The organism is Streptomyces fractus (genome assembly GCF_049844455.1).
Lineage (GTDB): Bacteria > Actinomycetota > Actinomycetes > Streptomycetales > Streptomycetaceae > Streptomyces > Streptomyces fractus.
Window position 1 is genome coordinate 1,374,681 of sequence record NZ_JBMYHI010000002.1, and the last position, 17,373, is coordinate 1,392,053.

Genomic DNA, 17,373 nt, shown 5'->3' on the forward strand with positions numbered 1-17,373 from the left:
CTCGGTTACTACTCAGGCACCACTCCGAGCGCGGGTCAGACGCGCTCGATCACCGTCGCGTTCGCCATGCCGCCGCCCTCGCACATCGTCTGCAGACCGTACCGCCCGCCGGTCCTGCGCAGCTGGTGAACGAGTGTGGTCATGAGCCGGGCCCCCGTCGCCCCGAGCGGGTGGCCGAGCGCGATGGCGCCACCGAAGGCGTTCATCCGCTCCGGGTCCGCGCCGAGCTCCTTCTGCCACGCCAGGACGACCGACGCGAAAGCCTCGTTGATCTCGACCAGGTCGATGTCGTCGAGCGCGAGGTCCGCTTTGCCGAGGACCTTCTCGGTGGCGGGAATCGGTCCCGTCAGCATGAGGATCGGGTCGGAGCCGACGACGGCTGTCGCGTGCACGCGGGCCAGCGGGGTCAGTCCGTGGCGGCGCACGGCGTCCTCGGAGGCGATCAGCAGCGCGGCGGCGCCGTCGGATATCTGGCTGGCGACCGCGGCGGTCAACCGCCCGTCCTCGGTCAGGGACTTGAGGCCCGCCATCTTCTCCATACTGGTGTCGGCGCGCGGTCCCTCGTCCACGCTCAGCCCGAAGGACGGCACGATCTCGTCGTCGAAGACGCCGTCGGCCTGCGCCGCGAGGGCCCGCCGGTGGCTGGCGAGGGCGTAACTCTCCATGTCCGTACGGGAGATGCCCCACTTCTCGGCGATCAGCTCGGCCCCGTAGAACTGCGAGACCTGCTCGTCGCCGAAGTGCTCGCGCCAGCCGTCGCCCGCGTAGGGGCTGCCCATGCCGGCCTGCTCCCCGACGGTCATCGGGCTGGCGATGGGCACGAGGCTCATGACCTCCACTCCCCCGGCGACGACCAGGTCCGCGGCTCCCGACCCGACCGCCTGGGCGGCGAAGTGCACGGCCTACTGCGACGATCCGCACTGGCGGTCGACGGTGGTGCCGGGCACGTGCTGCGGGAGGCCCGCCGACAGCCAGGCGGTGCGGGCGACGTTCCCGGTCTGGGCGCCGATCTGGCTGACACAGCCGAAGATCACGTCGTCGACGGCTCCGGCGTCGACCCCGGTCCGCTCCACGAGGGCGCGCAGCACGTGCGCGCCGAGGTCGGCGGGGTGCACGGCGCTCAGTGCGCCCTTGCGGCGCCCGACGGGCGTGCGGACGGCTCCGACGATGAAGGCTTCGGACATGATGACTCCCTGTTTACGGGTGAGGCGGGGGCGGGCTCAGTGCCCGGACGGGACGCGGGTGCGGGTGAACTCCGGCGCGCGCTTCCCGAGGAACGCGGCGACGCCCTCCCGGCCCTCCGCGGAGGCGGCAGCGGCGGCGAGCGCACGGGCCTCGCGGTCGAGGTGCGGGCCGAGGACCTCGGTCAGCCCGGCGTCGACGAGCCGGCGGGTGGCGCCGAACGCGGCAGTGGGTCCGCGGCGCAGTGTCTCGGCGGTCCGCGTGGTCTCGCCGGCCAGTTCGTCGGCCGGTACGACCCGGCTCACCAGGCCGAGTTCAGCGGCCTCCCGCGCCGACACCCGGCGGTTCGTGAGGAGGAGGTCGAGGGCCCGCTTGGGGCCGATGAGCCGTGGCAGGAACCAGCTGACGCCCGCGTCCGGCGAGTAGCCGATGCCGGTGTACGCGGCGGTGAACGAGGCGTTGTCGGCCGCCAGGGTCACATCGGCGGCCGCCGCGAGGCCGATGCCGGCCCCTGCGACCGCGCCCTGCACGGCGGCCACCATGGGCGCGTCGAGCGCGGCGAAGGTGCGCAGGGCCTCGTGCAGCGCGTCGGTCACCGCGCCGAGGTGCTTCTCCAGGGCGGCGCCTTCGAGCCGCGAGAATTCCCGGAGGTCGCCGCCCACGCAGAAGGACTTCCCCTCGGCGGTGAGCAGGATCGCCCGTACGTCGGCGCTCTCGCAGGCCCGTGCGGCGTCCAACAGGCCCTGGGCCATGGCCAGATCGATGGAGTTGCCGGCGGCGCCGCGGCGCAGGGTGACGCGGGCGAGGCCGTCCTGCTGAATGTCGGTGGTGACCCTCGCCTCGCTCATCGGGCCGTCCAGCCGCCGTCGACCGTGAGGACCTGGCCCGTGCAGTACGAGGAGGCGTCCGATGCGAGGAAGAGCAGCGCGCCGTCCAGTTCGTGGGCGTCGCCGCCGCGGCGGAGCAGGGTGTTGCGGTCGACCCACCGGCTGGAGCGTTCGTCGCCGAAGAGGTCGGCGGTCATCTCGGTGCGGAACCAGCCGGGGGCGAGCGCGTTGACGCGGGTGCCGCCGCGGCCCCACTGCCCCGCCAACTCCCGTGTCAGGCCGATGAGTCCGGCCTTCGACGCCGAGTAGCTCGCGCCACCGAGGGGCGCGGCGGAGACGAGGCCGAGGATGGAGGAGACGTTGATGACGCTCCGTACGGGCTCGGGCGTCTCCGCGGTGAGCCGGGCGAGGTGGAACGGCGCGGTGAGGTTCACACCAAGGACGTCGGCGAAGGCGTCCGGGGTCTCGTCCTCGGCGCGTGTCTCGCCGGATGTGGCGGCGTTGTTGACCAGGATGTCGATGCCGCCGCGACCGGTGGTGGCGAGCGCGGTGTCCACGAGGCGTATGCGGTCGGCTTCGAGCGAGACGTCGCAGGCGACCGGGTGGATGCGCGCGTCGGAGTCGGCGAGTTCCTTGAGCCGGTCGACGCGGCGGGCGGCGGCGAACACAGTGGCCCCCGCTTGCGCGAGGACGGAGGCGAAGCGCGCGCCCAGGCCTGCGGAGGCGCCGGTCACGATGGCCGTGCGCCCCTCAAGTGAAAAGATTTCGCCAGGAGTTGGGACCCCAGACGGGCTGGACGGGACGGATGGGCTGGGCGGGCTGGACGGGTTCACTCTTCCACTCCGATCGGCAAGGCGGTCGCGCCACCGTCGAGGACGAGGGTCTGGCCGGTCATCCAGGACGAGGCGTCCGAGGCGAGGAACAGCGCGGCGTTCGCCACGTCCTCGACGGTGCCGAGGCGGCGCATGGGCAGCTTGGCGGTGAGGACGGGCTCGCGCACCTCCCACACGGCCCGCGCGAGTTCCGTCTTGATGAGGCCGGGGGCGATCGCGTTGACGCGGGCGTGCGGCCCGAGTTCGTACGCGAGCTGCCGCGTCATGTGGAGCATGGCGGCCTTGGTGGCGTTGTAGTAGCCGATGTGCGGGTCGACGATCAGTCCGCCGACGGAGGCGATGTTGACCACCGCGCCGCCGTGCTCGGCCATCCAGGCGCGCCAGGCGGCGCGGGTCCAGGCGATCATGCCGTACTGGTTGACGCGTACGGTCTTCTCCGCGCGCGGCAGGTCCAGGTCGAGCAGGTCGCCGTTGTACGGGTTGGTGGCCGCGTTGTTGACGAGGATGTCGAGGCGGCCGAAGCGGTCCATGGTCTCGTCGACGCAGGCCTGGGCCTGGTCGGGTTCGCCGGCGTTGGCGACGACGGTGTGGATGTCGCCGTCCCCCTTCACCCGCAGCAACTCCTCGCGTGCGTCGGCGAGTCCGGGCGCCTTGCGGGCCGCGATGACGACGTGCGCGCCGGCCGCCCGGTAGGCGGTGGCGATGCCGAGGCCGATGCCGCGGGATCCGCCGGTGATGACGGCGACCCGGTCCTTGAGGGTGTCGGTGCTCACGCTGCTCCTGCCTTGGTCCTGGTGGGCCCGGTGGCGGGTCCGGTGTACTTGGCGAGTTCGTGGCGGGCCACCGTCCGCAGGTGTACTTCGTCGGGGCCGTCGGCGATGCGCAGGGCGCGCGTGATGGCGTAGAGCCGGGCGAGGATGGTGTCGTCGCTGACGCCCGCCGCGCCGTGTGCCTGCACCGCCCGGTCGACGACCTTGTGGGCGACGTCGAGCGCGGCCACCTTGATGGCGGCGACCTCGGTGCGGGCGGCGGCGTTGCCGACGGTGTCCATGAGCCATGCGGACTTCAGCACCAGGAGCCGCAGTTGCTCGATCTCGATGCGGCTGCGCGCGACCCACTCGCGCACCACGCCCTGCTCGGCGAGGGGGCCGCCGAAGGCGCTGCGCTCGGTGACGCGTTCGCACATCAACTGCAGGGCGCGCTCGGCGAATCCGACGGCCCGCATCGCGTAGTGCATGCGCCCCGGACCGAGCCGTCCCTGGGCGAGCGCGAAGCCCTCCCCTTCTCCGCCGAGGATGTTGGCGGCGGGCACGCGGACGTCCTCGAAGAGCACTTCGCCGTGTCCGCACCGGTCGGTGTAGCCGAACATCGGCAGGTCGCGGACGACGGTGACACCGGGGGTGTCGCGGGGCACGAGCAGCATGCTCTGCTGCCGGTACGTGGGGGCGTCCGGGTCGGTCTTGCCCATGACGATGATGAGCTTGCAGTCCGGGTCGAGGATGCCGGAGGTGTACCACTTGCGGCCGTTGACGACGTACTCGTCGCCGTCGCGGGTGATGCGGGTACGGATGTTGCGCGCGTCGGAGCTGGCGACCTCGGGTTCCGTCATGGCGAAACAGGAGCGGATGTCGGAGTCGAGCAGGGGCCGCAGCCACTGCTTCTGCTGCTCGGGGGTGCCGTAGAGCGCGAGCAGCTCCATGTTGCCGGTGTCGGGCGCCGAGCAGTTGAACACCTCGTTGCCGATGATGGAGCGGCCCATCAGTTCGGCGAGGGGCGCGTATTCGAGGTTGGTGAGGCCGGCGCCCCAGTCGCCGTGCGCCATGAAGAGGTTCCACAGGCCCTCGGCCCGTGCCTTCTCCTGCAGCTCGGCGAGGACCGGTGGCAGCGCGTGCGGATCGTCCCCTTCGGCGAGCTGCCGGTCGTAGACGCCTTCCGCGGGGATGACGTACTCGTCCATGAACGACCGTACGCGGTCGGCGAGTTCACTCGCGCGCGGCGAGAATCCGAAGTCCACAAGTTCTCCTGGGTGGCGCTTTGGGGGCGCTGAGATGTCAGCCGAGGATGTCGCGCGCGGTGCGGATCATCGCGGCGATGGTGGGCGGCAGCCGTTCCTGGTCCGGGTCGTGGTGCTTGCCCTCGCGGTGGCGGCGCAGGTTGTGCCCCATGATGGCGGCCATCTTCATGCGGCCGAGCGCCCGGAACCAGTCCATCGCGGGCAGCGCGGGCTCTCCGTCGAGGTAAGCGGCGAGGAGGTCGGCCTCGCTGGGCAGGCCCGGTACGGCGCGGCCCAGCTGCGGGAAGTTGTGGTGGTCGGCGAAGAGCAGGAACCAGCCCAGGTCGATGCGCGGATCGCCGACGCTCCAGATCTCCCAGTCGACGACGGCCGTCGCCTGCTCGCCGACGCACAGCACATTGCCGAGGCGGAAGTCTCCGTGGAGCAGCCGGGGCGGGACATCCGCCGGCACGTCCTCGGCGAGGCGGCTCAGCAACTCCTCCCCACCCGGCCGCAGTTCGGCGGGCACGGCACGCATGGTGCGACTCCAACGCTCCAACTCACCGGCCGCGTCGAGCGGTTCCGGGGCGTCGAGTCCTGGCGTGCGGATGTCTGTCGCGTGCAGGCGGCGCAGCACACGGGCGATCTCCAGCATGCGGGCGCCGGCCGTCGCGGCGGGCACCTCCGGTTCGTCGAGAACCGGCTCGACGGCCTCACCGGAGGCGAACTCCATCGCGAACCAAGCTGGTTGTACGTCGTCCAGGGCCACGACCCCCGGCACCGGCACATCCGACCCGGCGAGCGCCCCGAGGACCCGGGCCTGGCGCAGCACATCGTTGCGCCCGACGGGCCGCTGCCCCGGCGGCACGGCCTTGACGACGTAGCGCGCGTCTCCGGCCGCGACCGAGTACGTAAGGCCCGAGTGCCCGCCCGGCAGGGTCCTCAACTCCCCTACGTCCGCGCCCTGATGGAGCTCGGACAGGCGCCCCCGCACCCGCTCGGCCAGTGCGTCGACATCGGTGGCCGTGCTGCTGCTCATCGGGCGGTCTCCTTCGGCAGTCCGAGTACGCGCTCGGCGAGGATGTTGTGCTGGATCTCGTCGGTGCCGCCCGCGATGCTGTAGCCGGGCGCGCCGAGCAGGTGCTCGGTCCAGGCGTACGTGCCCCACTCCCCCGTGTCCGCGACGAGTTCGGGGCCGAGGAGGTCGGAGACGAGGTCGCTGGTGCGGCGCATGGTCTCGGTGGCGTACAGCTTGCCGACCGAGGCCTCCGCGCCGGGTTCGCGGCCCGCGACGAGGGCTGCGGTCACCCGCAGTCCGATCAGCCGCTGGACGAGGGTGCGGATGTGCAGGTCGGCGGCGTGGAGTTGTTCGCCGCCGGTGAGTGGGCGGCGCAGGTTCGCGGCGAGGTCGAGGGCGCGGTCGGCGTTGTCGAGGCCGAGGTTGCCGGAGTCGAGGCGCTCGGCGGCGAGGACGCTGAGCGTGACCCGCCAGCCCTCGCCGACAGGACCGAGCCGGTCCGTGTCGGGGACGACGACGCCGTCGAGGTACACCTCATTGAAGCTGCTGCCGCCCGTCATCTGCTGGATGGGGCGCACGGTGACACCGGGGGCGTCCATGCGGACGAGGAAGACGGTGATGCCGGCGTGCTTGCGTACGTCGGGGTCCGTGCGGCACACGGCGACGCCCCAGGTCGCGACGCGGGCGCCGGAGGTCCACACCTTGTGCCCGTCGAGCACCCAGTTCTCGCCGTCGCGCACCGCCTTCGTGCGCACTGCGGCGAGGTCGGATCCGGCCTCGGTCTCCGAGAAGAGCTGGCAGGCCAGTTCGTCGGTGCGGAGCATGGGCCGCAGCCAGCGTGCCTTCTGCTCCTCGGTGCCCCAGATGCCGATCGCGGGGGCGACGAGCTGCTGGGTGACCGGGAAGATCTCGGTGCGGTGCGGCACGTCGAAGGCCGCTTCCTCGGCGCGGTAGAGCTGGTCGAAGTGCGCGGGCAGGCTCCGGCCCCCGTACTCCTTCTGCCAGTTGAGCGCTCCCCACCCCTCGTCGTAGCGGGTCCGCTCCCACTCCTGGGTGCGGGCGGTGTGTGCGCGCTCCTCGTCCTCGGTCCAGTTCTCGAAGACCGCGACCGAGTCGGAGCCGCTGCCCCACTCGCCGTCACCGTCGCCGTCGACGCCGGCGGAGCGCGGCCGGGCGACGGTGGCGAGCCACGCGCGGGCCTGGGTGCGGAACTCGTCGGGATCCGGGATGCCGCTCATGGTTTCCGTGCACCTCCTGTCAGTGAATCAGCCGGCTGTCGATGAATCGGCCGGTGAGTGGTCGGGGTCAGCGCGACAGCACCGTGCAGGCGCTCACGCCCGGCGCGCCGTACACGTGCGTGAACCCGGTCCGCGGATCGCCCGGCACCTGGCGGTCCCCCGCACGCCCGCGCAACTGCTGGACGACCTCATAGACCTGGCGCAGCCCGGAGGCCCCGATGGGTTCGCCGTTGGCGATGCAGCCACCGTCGGTATTGACGGGAAGGGTCCCGTCGATCTCCGTGGCACCGGCGGCGATCAGCTGCTCCTGCTCGCCGTCCTCGCAGAAGCCGCACTCGGCCAGGTGCATGACCTCGGCGCCGCTCTCGGTGTCCTGGAGCTGGCACACATCGATGTCGCCGGGGCCGACGCCCGCCTGCTCGAAGGCCGCTGACGAAGCGTCACGACTCACGCTCGACAGGTCGCCGCCCGCGACCCACGGACTGAACACCTCGAACGAGCCGAAGCGCCGGGTCCGTACGGCCGCCGAGCGCAGCGTGACCGAGGGTGCCTCCAGCTTCCGGGCGACCTCGGGCGAGCAGAGCACGAGGGCCGCGGCGCCCGCGCCGGGCGAGCAGAACATGTAGCGGGTCAGCGGGTCGCTGACCATGCCGGAGTCCAGGACCTCGGCCGCGGTGATCGGCTTGCGTCGCCAGGCCTCGGGGGTCAGGGCGCCATTGCGGTAGGCCTTTTCGGCGATCCGGCCGAGGGTGTCCTGGGTGATGCCGTGGTCGTGCATGTAGCGCTGGATCTTCATGCCGAAGAACTGCGTGGTGACCATCAGGCCGTCGCGGCCGTACTCCTCGCCGAGCCCCCAGTCCTCGGGGCGCGGGTCGAAGGCACCACGTGGGTGCTTGTCGAAGCCGACGGCCAGGACGACGTCCGCCGCGCCGGAACGGATCGCGTTCACGGCGGAGATCAGGGCACTGCCGCCGGTGGCGCACCCGTTCTTGACGTTGATGAACGGCAGTCCGGTCAGGCCGAGTTGGGCGACGAGCGTGTCGGCGAGGCCGGCGCTGTCGCTGCCGCCGAACGCGGCCCGGACCCGCGACCACGGGACTCCGGCGTCGGCGAGGGCGGCGTTCACCGCGCTGACGGCCAGCTGCCGGCCGCTCGCCTCCGAGCGGCCGAACGGGGTGCGTCCGGCGCCGCAGATCAGGACGTCGCTGGTCATGACACCTCCTCCTCGACTGCGGATACGGGTACGGGTCGGGCGCGGGGCACACCGTCGCCCGGCGCCGCGTGCAGGGTGAGCGGCATGTCGATCCGGAGGTCCGCCGGGTCGTCGACGTCGATCACGGCGGCGACCCGTACCCCCTCCGCCAGCTCGACGTAGCCGACCGCGAAGGGCGCGAAGCCGCCGTCCGGTGCCTCGTAGGGCGGGGACTTGGGCGCGTGCCGCTGCACCGTCCAGGTCCACAGCGTGCCCGTGCCCGAGAGGGCCGCAGGATCGGCGGGGCCTCCGCAGCGCGGGCACGCCTCGTCCGCGGGGTAGACCGTCACCGAACAAGCGGCGCAGCGCGCCCCCTGGAGCCCGGCGGACGCGGCCGGGCTCCGCGGAACCGTCGCCATACGGCTCAGCTCCCCTGCCACTTGGGCTCGCGCTTCTCCAGGAACGCCGACACACCCTCGTTGGCGTCGTCGGAGTTGAGCGCGACACCCACCGCGAGGTGCTCCATGACCATGAGCGACTGGGTGTCGGCGTCGAGGCTGCGGTCGATGGTCATCTTGGTGAGCCACATGGTGAAGGGGCTCTTGTCGGTGAGGTGGGAGATGAACTCCTCGACCGTCTCGTCCAGCTTCTCGGTCGGCGCGTGGTCGTTGATCAGGCCGAACTCGGTGGCCTCGACGCCGGAGAGCAGCTTGCCGGTGAGCATCAGCTCCTTGGTCTTGCGGATGCCGATCATGCGCGGCACGCGGTAGATCGGGCCCGCGCCGCCGAACAGGGCGCGGCGGATGTGGAAGTCACCGATCTTGGCGTCGTCCGCGGCGATGGCGAAGTCGCAGGAGATCATGATCTCGAAGCCGCCGGCGGTGACATGGCCCTCGAGGACGGCGACCGACGGCGTCTTCATCGAGTAGAGCCGGTCGCACACCTTCGCGGACTTCACCGCGACGTCGATGGCGTTCGACTTGCCAACGTATTCGGCCTTCAGGCTGTCGAGGTCGAAGCCCGAGCAGAACGTGCCGCCACGGCCGCGGACCACCAGGACGCGCAGCTCCGGGTCCTCGTCGACCTCGGTGATGATCTCGTCGAGCCGGTCCAGGATCGGCACGGTGACGCAGTTCTTCTTCCAGGGGCGGTTGAGCCAGACACGGGCCACGTGACCGTCGCGCTCGAACTGGATCTCGTCTTCAACTGCCATCTTCGTCACCTCTCCAAGGGCGAAACTGAACTGAATTCACTCTGAGTTTGGGGACCGCACGGTGGACTGTCAACCCCTTCGATCAATACGGGTTCAGCCCGGCCACACACCGGAACCGGCCAGCATCAGCATGATCCAACCGAATCTGCTTCAATCGAGCTCTTGAGGGTCGTACCCACTTCGGTTCAGTATGGAGAACCCGAATCCGCCCCCGCCGGTCCGGCCGGGGCAGTCAGGAGTGCACATGTCCGTCGCCGACACGGCCGCGCCGCCCTACCGCGCGCAGCACCCCGTCCGTTTCGTGACCGCTTCGAGCCTCTTCGACGGCCATGACGCCTCGATCAACATCATGCGGCGCATCCTCCAGGCCCAGGGCGCCGAGGTGATCCACCTCGGGCACAACCGCTCGGTACAGGAGGTGGTGGACGCCGCGCTCGAGGAGGACGTCCAGGGTGTCGCCGTCAGCTCCTACCAGGGCGGCCACATCGAGTACTTCGAGTACCTGGTGGAGTCGCTGAAGGAGCGCGGCGCCGGGCATGTGCGCGTGTTCGGCGGAGGCGGCGGGGTCATCGTGCCGGAGGAGATCGAGCGTCTCGCGCGGTCCGGCGTACGGATCTTCTCCCCGGAGGACGGGCAGCGGCTCGGCCTCGTCGGCATGATCCAGGCGATGATCCGGGAGTGCGACACCGCCCCGTGGGTCGACGCCCCTGCCGATGTCGAGCAGGTGCTCGCCGGTGAACGCCCCGCGCTGGCACGGATGTTGTCGGCCGCCGCCGCGGGCACCGTCCCGGCGGCCGACCTGCGCACCCTGGAGAAGGCGGCCGGCGCGCGCCGCGTCCCGGTGCTCGGCCTCACCGGCACGGGCGGCTCCGGCAAGTCCTCGCTCACCGACGAACTGGTCCGCAGGCTGCGCACCGATCAGCATGACGAGCTGCGCGTGGCGGTGCTCGCGGTGGACCCGACCCGGCGCCGTGGCGGTGGCGCACTGCTCGGCGACCGCATCCGCATGAACGCGCTCGACGGCGTCCGGGTCTTCTTCCGCTCCCTGGCCACGCGCGGCAGCAGCGAACTCCCGGACGGGCTCGCCGAGTCGATCACCGCATGCCGGGCCGCCGGGTACGACCTCGTCATCGTCGAGACGCCCGGGATCGGCCAGGGGGACGCGGCAATCGTGCCGTTCGCGGATGTGTCGCTGTACGTCATGACGCCCGAGTTCGGCGCGGCGTCGCAGCTCGAGAAGATCGACATGCTCGACTTCGCCGACGCGGTCGCCATCAACAAGTTCGAGCGGCGCGGCGCGCAGGACGCGCTGCGCGATGTAGGCCGCCAACTGGTGCGCAACCGGGAGGCGTTCGGGTCGGCGCCTCAAGACATGCCGGTCTTCGGCACCAGCGCCGCCACCTTCAACGACGACGGCGTCACCGCGCTGTACCAGCACCTGCGTGCACTCCTCGCCGAGCGCGGCATGCCGACACCGCTGCCGAAGGGCGCGCTGCCCGAGGTGTCCGTACGTCATTCGAGCGGCGCAGCGCAGATCGTGCCGCCGTCCCGGTCGCGCTATCTGGCCGACATCGCGGAGACGGTCCGCACGTACCACGCGCACACCCTCGACCAGAGCGCGACCGCGCGCCGCATCCAGCAACTGACGGCTGTACGTGCCGAATTGATGGACGCGAAGGCGCCGACCACGGACGTCGACCGCCTACTCGCCGACGCGCGCGACACGCTCGACCAGGACGCGCGGCGCGCCCTCGAACAGTGGCCGGCGACCGTAGAGGCGTACAGCGGCGACGAGTTGGTGACGCAGGCCGGTGGCCGGGAGCTGCGCACCGCGCTGGTACGCGAATCACTGTCCGGCAGCCGCATCCCGCGCGTCGCGCTGCCCCGCTACCAGGACCACGGCGAGCTGCTGCGCTTCCTGCGGGCGGAGAACCTGCCCGGCCAATTCCCTTTCACAGCTGGGGTGTTCCCCTTCAAGCGCGCGGGCGAGGATCCCGCGCGGATGTTCGCAGGTGAGGGCGACCCGTTCCGCACGAACCACCGCTTCAAGCTGCTCGCCGAGGGCAGCGAGGCGACCCGCCTGTCCACGGCTTTCGACTCGGTCACCCTGTACGGGCGCGACCCCGACCGCCGCCCGGACGTCTACGGCAAGGTCGGCACGTCAGGTGTGTCCGTGGCGACGCTCGACGACATGAAGGCGCTCTACGACGGCTTCGACCTCACCGCACCCACCACCTCGGTGTCGATGACCATCAACGGTCCCGCGCCCACCGTCCTCGCCTTCTACCTCAACACGGCGATCGACCAGCGCCTCGACGCCTTCACCGCGGAACACGGACGGCGGCCGACACCGGAGGAGACGGACGAGATCCGCTCACACGTCCTGCGCACCGCGCGCGGCACGGTCCAGGCCGACATCCTCAAGGAGGACCAGGGCCAGAACACCTGCCTGTTCTCCACGGAGTTCAGCCTGCGCATGATGGCCGACATCCAGGAGTGGTTCATCGAGCAGGGTGTCCGCAACTTCTACTCGGTGTCCATCTCCGGCTACCACATCGCCGAGGCCGGCGCGAACCCGATCAGTCAGCTCGCCTTCACCCTCGCCAACGGATTCACGTACGTCGAGGCCTACTTGGCACGCGGGATGAACGTCGACGACTTCGCGCCGAACCTCTCGTTCTTCTTCTCCAACGGCATGGACCCCGAGTACACGGTGCTCGGCCGGGTCGCCCGCCGGATATGGGCGGTGGCCATGCGGGACCGCTACGGCGCGAACGAGCGCAGCCAGAAGCTCAAGTACCACGTGCAGACCTCGGGCCGCTCGCTGCACGCCCAGGAGATGGACTTCAACGACATCCGCACCACGCTCCAGGCGCTGATCGCCCTCTACGACAACTGCAACAGCCTGCACACCAACGCCTACGACGAGGCGGTCACCACCCCCACCGAGGAGTCCGTGCGCCGAGCCCTCGCCATCCAGTTGATCATCAATCGGGAGTGGGGCCTCGCGATGAACGAGAACCCGCTCCAGGGCTCGTACATCATCGACGAGCTGACCGACCTCCTGGAGGAGGCGGTGCTCGTCGAGTTCGAGCGGATCAGCGAGCGCGGCGGCGTCCTCGGCGCCATGGAGACCGGCTATCAACGCGGCCGTATCCAGGACGAGTCGATGCTGTACGAGCACCGCAAGCACGACGGCACGCTGCCCATCATCGGCGTCAACACCTTCCGCAAGCCGGGCGCCGACGAGGCCGCCCCGGGCCCGGTGCAACTGGCCCGCGCCACCGAGCGGGAGAAGCGGTCCCAGCTCGACCGCGTCCACGCCTTCCGCGACGACCACGACACCGAGGCCCGGGCCGCCCTGACCCGCCTCAAGCACGCCGCTACCACTGGCGAGAACGCCTTCGCCGTACTCATGGACGCCGCCCGGGTCTGTTCCCTGCAGCAGATCACGGAGGCCTTCTTCGAGGTCGGCGGCGCATACCGGCGCAACGTCTGATACGTCCAAGGAGCCCGCACCATGTCATTCGTTCTCATCCACGGCGCCGGCTTCGGCGCCGACTGCTGGGACGCGCTCGTCCCCCGGTTGCGGGCGGAGTCCCTGGCCGTCGACCTGCCGGGACGCGGGACGCGCGCCGCGTCCGCCCTCGGCACGACCACGCTCGCGGACTGCGCGGAAGCCGTGCGCGAGGACATCGAAGCGAGGGACCTGAGGGACGTGGTCCTGGTCGGGCACTCCTTCGCGGGTGTCACCGTGCCGCGCGTCATCGACCTCGTACCCGAGCGGATCCGGCACGTCGTCCTCGTGTCCGCCGTCGTGCCTGCCGACGGGACCCGGGTGCTCGATCAGATCGATCCGGGCGTACGGGACCTGGTCGAGAGCTCGATCACCGGCGGCGTCTACCGCCAGAGCCGCGAAGGCGCCGCCGCGATGCTCTGCAACGACATGGACGAGGCGACCGCCGCGTCCACCCTGGCCCGCCTGGTCGACGACTCGGCCGCCCTGCTCACCGAAAGCGTCGACCTGAGCGGCTACCGGCGGAGCATCCCCCTGACGTACGTGCACCTCACGCGGGACCAGTGCTACGTCGAGGAACTCCAGCAGCGGTCCATCGCGCTGCTCGGGCCGGAGAAGGTCGTCGATCTCGATACGGGACACATGGCGATGGTCAGCGCGCCGGGGGAACTGGCCGCGATCCTCAACGCCGTGCACGGTTGATCGCCGGTCGGAGGTGTCACAACCACGCGGCCACGAGGCGATCGCCTCGTGGCCGCGTACCTCTGTCGGACAGGGCCGGTGCTACGCGTCGTGCCCCGCGCCGCGCAGGTCGTCGGCGCAGCGCTCCGCCAGCATCATCGTCGTCGTGTTGGTCGGGAGGGCCGGGATGTCCGGCATGATCGAGGCGTCGATGACGTAGAGGCCTTCGACTCCATGCACCTTTCCGTACTGGTCGACGACCGCGGTCGGGGTGTCCTCCGCGCCCATCGCGCAGGTGCCCACGGCGTGGCAGCAGGTGTTCTTGCCCTCGCGGACGGCGCGGAGCAGGTCGGCGTCGGAGGTGACGTCCGGGCCCGGCCAGGTCTCGGCCCGTATGTACTTCGCGAGCGGGCCCGACTCCATGATCCGTCGCATGTGGCGGATGCCGGACACCATGCGGCGCAGGTCGTCGGGGTGGTCGAACAGGCCGAGGCGGATGCGCGGCGCCGCCTCCGGATCGCGGGAGACGATCTCCGTGCTGCCCAGGGAGTACGGGCGGTAGAGGACGAGCGGGACGAGGAGTTCGCCGGGTTCCATGGTGAGGGTCACGGCGTGCAGGTCGACCTCGCCGGCGCCGTCCGGGCCGCCCGCGGCGAAGGTCAGGACGGCCTGGAGCGGCGGTGTCAGCTCGCCCACCGCCTCCTCGTCGACGGCGTACGTGAGGTAGACCATCGAGTGGTCGCGCAGGTTGCGGCCGACGCCTTCGAGTTCCTTGACGACCGGGACGGACAGGTCGTCGAGTACGCGGCGGGGGCCGATGCCGGAGCGCATCAGGATCGACGGGCTGCCGATGGATCCCGCGGCGAGCACGATCAGGTCGGCTTCGAGGCGGGTGCCGTCGGCGAGCAGCACCGCGCGTGCGGTGCCGTCGTCGGTGAACTCGACGCGGTCCACGGTCCGTTCGCCTATGACGGTGAGGTTCGCGCGTGAGCGGGTCGCGGGGTCGAGGTAGGCGATGGCGGCGCTCTGCCGGATGCCGTTCAGACGGTTCAGCGGCAGCGGTCCCGCGCCGAGCCGTTCGGCGCCGTTCATATCGTCGTGGAGGGTGTGCCCGGCTTCGGCGCATGCCTCCAGGAACGCGGAGTTGAACGGGCGCAGGCCGTTGCCCTCGGTGAAGCGGTCGATGTGCACGGGGCCGCCGGTGCCGTGCAGTTCCCCGCCGACCGGGTCGTCCTCCAGTTTCTTCAGGTACGGCAGCACCTGGTCCCAGGACCAGCGGCCGTTGCCGAGCCCGGTCCAGCGGGCGAAGTCCTCGGGGTGCGGGCGCAGGGCGTTGGCCCCGTTGACGGCGGACGAGCCGCCGATGACCTTGCCGCGCAGTACGGGCACGACACCTTGGTCGACGACGCCGAAGGTCGGGCTGGCGTCGGCGTCGGCGACCTCGTCGGTGGAGGCGTAGCCCCAGTCGTGGGTGGGGACGCCGATGCGGTTGGCGTCGAGCAGTTCGGGGGCGCGCTTCGCGGTCTCTTCGGGTGTCGGATAGTCGGGGCCCGCCTCGATCAGCGTGACGGAGTTCGCGGGGTCCTCGCTCAGCCGCGCGGCCAGGACGCCTCCGGCGGAACCACCACCGCAGACGATGATGCGACGTGTCATAGCTGTCTCCTGTTGTGTGGGATGGGCCCTGCCCTGGTCACGATTGCCGATCACTGCGTACGGGCGGCGACCACGGCGTGCGCGGCCGCTCGGCCCTCCGCGACGGCGTGGGCCACGCGGCGGGGTACGACGCAGTCGCCGATCGCGCGGACGGTCTGGCCGTCGGTGGGCGTGAAGTCCGGGCGGTGCGGGCGGCGTTCGCCGACGGTGACCAGGATGTCGGCGCCGAGGTCGGTCTCCCGGCCGTCCAGTACGCCGCGCAGTCGCACTCCGCCTGTCGTCGTGGCGGTCACCGTGGTCAGCGCGACGACCTGTAGCGGCGCGCCGGTGAGCCGGTTCATGAGCTGGGTACGGTTCTCCGCCGAGAGGCCGGTCGCGAAGCCGTTGCCGGGGGTGATGAGGGTGACTTCGCGGGCGCCGGCCGCGAGGGCGCATTCGACCGCGCTGATGCCCTGCCACCAACCGAACCCGTCGTCGAGAACCGCGACCCGCGGCGCGCTCGGTACGAGCTCTGCGCAGCGGTCGAGGAAGTCCGTACTCGTGAGCGTGGGCAGATCTCCGAGTACGGGTACGGGGGCCTCCTGCGCGCCGGTGGCGAGGACGACTTGCGCGTAGGGGGCCAGGTCCACCGACGACGGTTCGATGCCGAGCCGCAACTCGACACACAGGTCGGCGAGTTGAGCACGCTGGAAGTCGACGAGCTTCAGCCAGCCGGAGCGGTGCGCGGCGCGGCCGGCGATCCGCGTCTGGCCGCCGACGTCCGCGGCGGCGTCGAAGACGGTCACCTCCTGGCCCGTGCGGGCGAGCGCCATCGCGCACTCCATGCCCGCGGGGCCCGCGCCGACGACGGCGACCGGACCGCCGCTGCCGTCGCGCCTGCCGGGACGGCCGAGCAGCAGCGGGACCGCGGGGCGGGTCGAGGCGCCCGGCGGGGCGAGTTCGGGGTTGACCGAGCAGGAGCCGGTCGGCTCGAAGGTGCGGCAGCCTTCGTTGCAGCCCGTGCACGGGCGGATGGACCGCTCGTCGCCCGCGAGGGCTTTGCGGGCGAAGTCCGGATCGGCCATGAACGGCCGTGCCATTCCGACCAGATCGGCGCCGTCACCGAGCGCCCGCTCGATGTCGGCCACCAACCGGAACCCCTGGCTGACCAGGAGCGGTGCCTCGACTGCGGCGCGCAGTCGGGCGACCGCGTCCAGCAGGGGCGGACGCGTGGTGGCCATGCCGGGGACGTAGGTGTTGCGGACGCCGGTGGTGACATTCGCGTAGGAGAAGGGCGCGGACTCGTAGAGGCGTGGGAGGAGTTCGGTGAGGTCGTCGAGCCCGAGCCCGGAGCCATCACCCGGTTCGGCGGACACCCTGACACCGAGCGGGAGTTGGCCTATCTCGGACCGTATCGCGTCGATCACCTCGGCGAGCAGGGCGATCCGGTCGCCGTACGCGTCGTCGCGCGTGTTGGTGGTGCGTGAGAGGAACTGGGCGAGCAAGTAGCCGTGCCCTGCGTGGAGTTCGACGCCGTGGAAGCCCGCGTGGACGCTGTTGGCGGCCGAGATGCGGAAGGCGTCGACGACGCGGCGTGCCTCGTCGGTACTGAGTGGGTGGGGTGCGGTCGCCTCTCGCGGTGAGCGGACCGCGGAGGCGGAGACGGGCGGGTAGTACGTGCCCGCGCCCAGGGTTTCCCTTCCCAGGTGGACGAGTTGGGCGACGGCGACGGCGCCGCCTTCGGTGATGGCCTCGGCGCGGCGGCGTACCGCGTCCTTGATCTCGGGGCGCCATGCCTCGGTGAGGTAGCGCCGCGGCAGCGTGGACTCGGGCGCCACGGCGGTGCCGCCGGTGATGACCATGCCGGCGCCGCCCTGTGCCAGGCGCCGCCAGTACGCCGCATCGGCCCCGGTGGGGGCGCCGTCGTCGACGGCGGCGGTCGCGTGGGCCGTGGCCACGAGGCGGTTGCGCAGGGTGAGTTCGCCGAGTGTGAAGGGCGCGGCGAGTGCGAGGGCGCTGCTTGGTGCGGGCATGCGGGTCCGTCCCC

13 protein-coding genes and 1 pseudogene are annotated in these 17,373 nt (G+C 71.3%); 2 read left to right on the forward strand and 12 right to left on the reverse strand.

Features of this window, described 5'->3' with window-relative positions; genetic code table 11:
- Positions 1-35: 35 nt before the first annotated feature.
- From ACP4E5_RS08290 to ACP4E5_RS08335, 10 genes and pseudogenes are all read right to left on the reverse strand, one after another.
- Positions 36-1,184 (reverse strand): annotated as a pseudogene (locus ACP4E5_RS08290) (acetyl-CoA C-acetyltransferase).
- A 36-nt stretch (positions 1,185-1,220) separates the two neighbouring features.
- A complete protein-coding gene (locus tag ACP4E5_RS08295; RefSeq protein ID WP_425826463.1) occupies positions 1,221-2,030 on the reverse strand; it encodes an enoyl-CoA hydratase-related protein in 810 nt (269 codons plus the stop codon).
- A complete protein-coding gene (locus tag ACP4E5_RS08300; RefSeq protein ID WP_425826465.1) occupies positions 2,027-2,743 on the reverse strand; it encodes an SDR family NAD(P)-dependent oxidoreductase in 717 nt (238 codons plus the stop codon). The genes ACP4E5_RS08295 and ACP4E5_RS08300 overlap by 4 nt, the downstream gene beginning before the upstream one ends.
- 95 nt (positions 2,744-2,838) lie before the next feature.
- On the reverse strand, positions 2,839-3,615 hold the full coding sequence (locus ACP4E5_RS08305) for an SDR family oxidoreductase (protein WP_425826467.1): 777 nt from the start codon (positions 3,613-3,615) through the stop codon (positions 2,839-2,841).
- Positions 3,612-4,856 carry an acyl-CoA dehydrogenase family protein gene (locus tag ACP4E5_RS08310; RefSeq protein ID WP_425826469.1) on the reverse strand — a complete coding sequence of 415 codons (1,245 nt, stop codon included), beginning with the start codon at positions 4,854-4,856 and terminating at the stop codon, positions 3,612-3,614. Before ACP4E5_RS08310 ends, ACP4E5_RS08305 begins: the two co-directional genes overlap by 4 nt.
- 37 nt (positions 4,857-4,893) lie before the next feature.
- Positions 4,894-5,874: a phosphotransferase family protein gene (locus ACP4E5_RS08315; RefSeq protein WP_425826471.1), complete on the reverse strand. Its 981-nt coding sequence runs from the start codon at positions 5,872-5,874 to the stop codon at positions 4,894-4,896.
- On the reverse strand, positions 5,871-7,091 hold the full coding sequence (locus tag ACP4E5_RS08320) for an acyl-CoA dehydrogenase family protein (protein ID WP_425826473.1): 1,221 nt from the start codon (positions 7,089-7,091) through the stop codon (positions 5,871-5,873). Before ACP4E5_RS08320 ends, ACP4E5_RS08315 begins: the two co-directional genes overlap by 4 nt.
- A gap of 67 nt (positions 7,092-7,158) precedes the next feature.
- Positions 7,159-8,304: a thiolase family protein gene (locus tag ACP4E5_RS08325; RefSeq protein WP_425826475.1), complete on the reverse strand. Its 1,146-nt coding sequence runs from the start codon at positions 8,302-8,304 to the stop codon at positions 7,159-7,161.
- Positions 8,301-8,702 (reverse strand): Zn-ribbon domain-containing OB-fold protein, encoded by a 402-nt coding sequence (locus ACP4E5_RS08330; RefSeq protein ID WP_425826477.1) that lies wholly within the window; start codon positions 8,700-8,702, stop codon positions 8,301-8,303. Before ACP4E5_RS08330 ends, ACP4E5_RS08325 begins: the two co-directional genes overlap by 4 nt.
- Positions 8,703-8,707: 5 nt before the next feature.
- The gene (locus ACP4E5_RS08335; RefSeq protein ID WP_425826479.1) at positions 8,708-9,496 is read right to left on the reverse strand and encodes an enoyl-CoA hydratase/isomerase family protein; all 789 of its coding nucleotides are present in this window, start codon (positions 9,494-9,496) and stop codon (positions 8,708-8,710) included.
- Positions 9,497-9,740: 244 nt separating this feature from the next.
- Between ACP4E5_RS08335 and icmF the strand changes: the two genes are divergently transcribed.
- Positions 9,741-12,995 (forward strand): fused isobutyryl-CoA mutase/GTPase IcmF, encoded by a 3,255-nt coding sequence (gene icmF / locus ACP4E5_RS08340; protein WP_425826481.1) that lies wholly within the window; start codon positions 9,741-9,743, stop codon positions 12,993-12,995.
- 21 nt (positions 12,996-13,016) lie between these two features.
- Positions 13,017-13,715: an alpha/beta fold hydrolase gene (locus ACP4E5_RS08345; protein ID WP_425826483.1), complete on the forward strand. Its 699-nt coding sequence runs from the start codon at positions 13,017-13,019 to the stop codon at positions 13,713-13,715.
- 81 nt (positions 13,716-13,796) lie between these two features.
- On the opposite strand, the gene ACP4E5_RS08350 is transcribed toward ACP4E5_RS08345, so the two are convergent.
- Together ACP4E5_RS08350 and ACP4E5_RS08355 are read right to left on the reverse strand one after the other, a co-directional pair.
- Entirely contained in the window at positions 13,797-15,347 is a 1,551-nt protein-coding gene (locus ACP4E5_RS08350) for a GMC family oxidoreductase (protein WP_425826485.1), read from the reverse strand.
- A 50-nt stretch (positions 15,348-15,397) separates the two neighbouring features.
- Positions 15,398-17,359: an oxidoreductase gene (locus tag ACP4E5_RS08355; RefSeq protein WP_425826487.1), complete on the reverse strand. Its 1,962-nt coding sequence runs from the start codon at positions 17,357-17,359 to the stop codon at positions 15,398-15,400.
- Positions 17,360-17,373 lie beyond the last annotated feature (14 nt).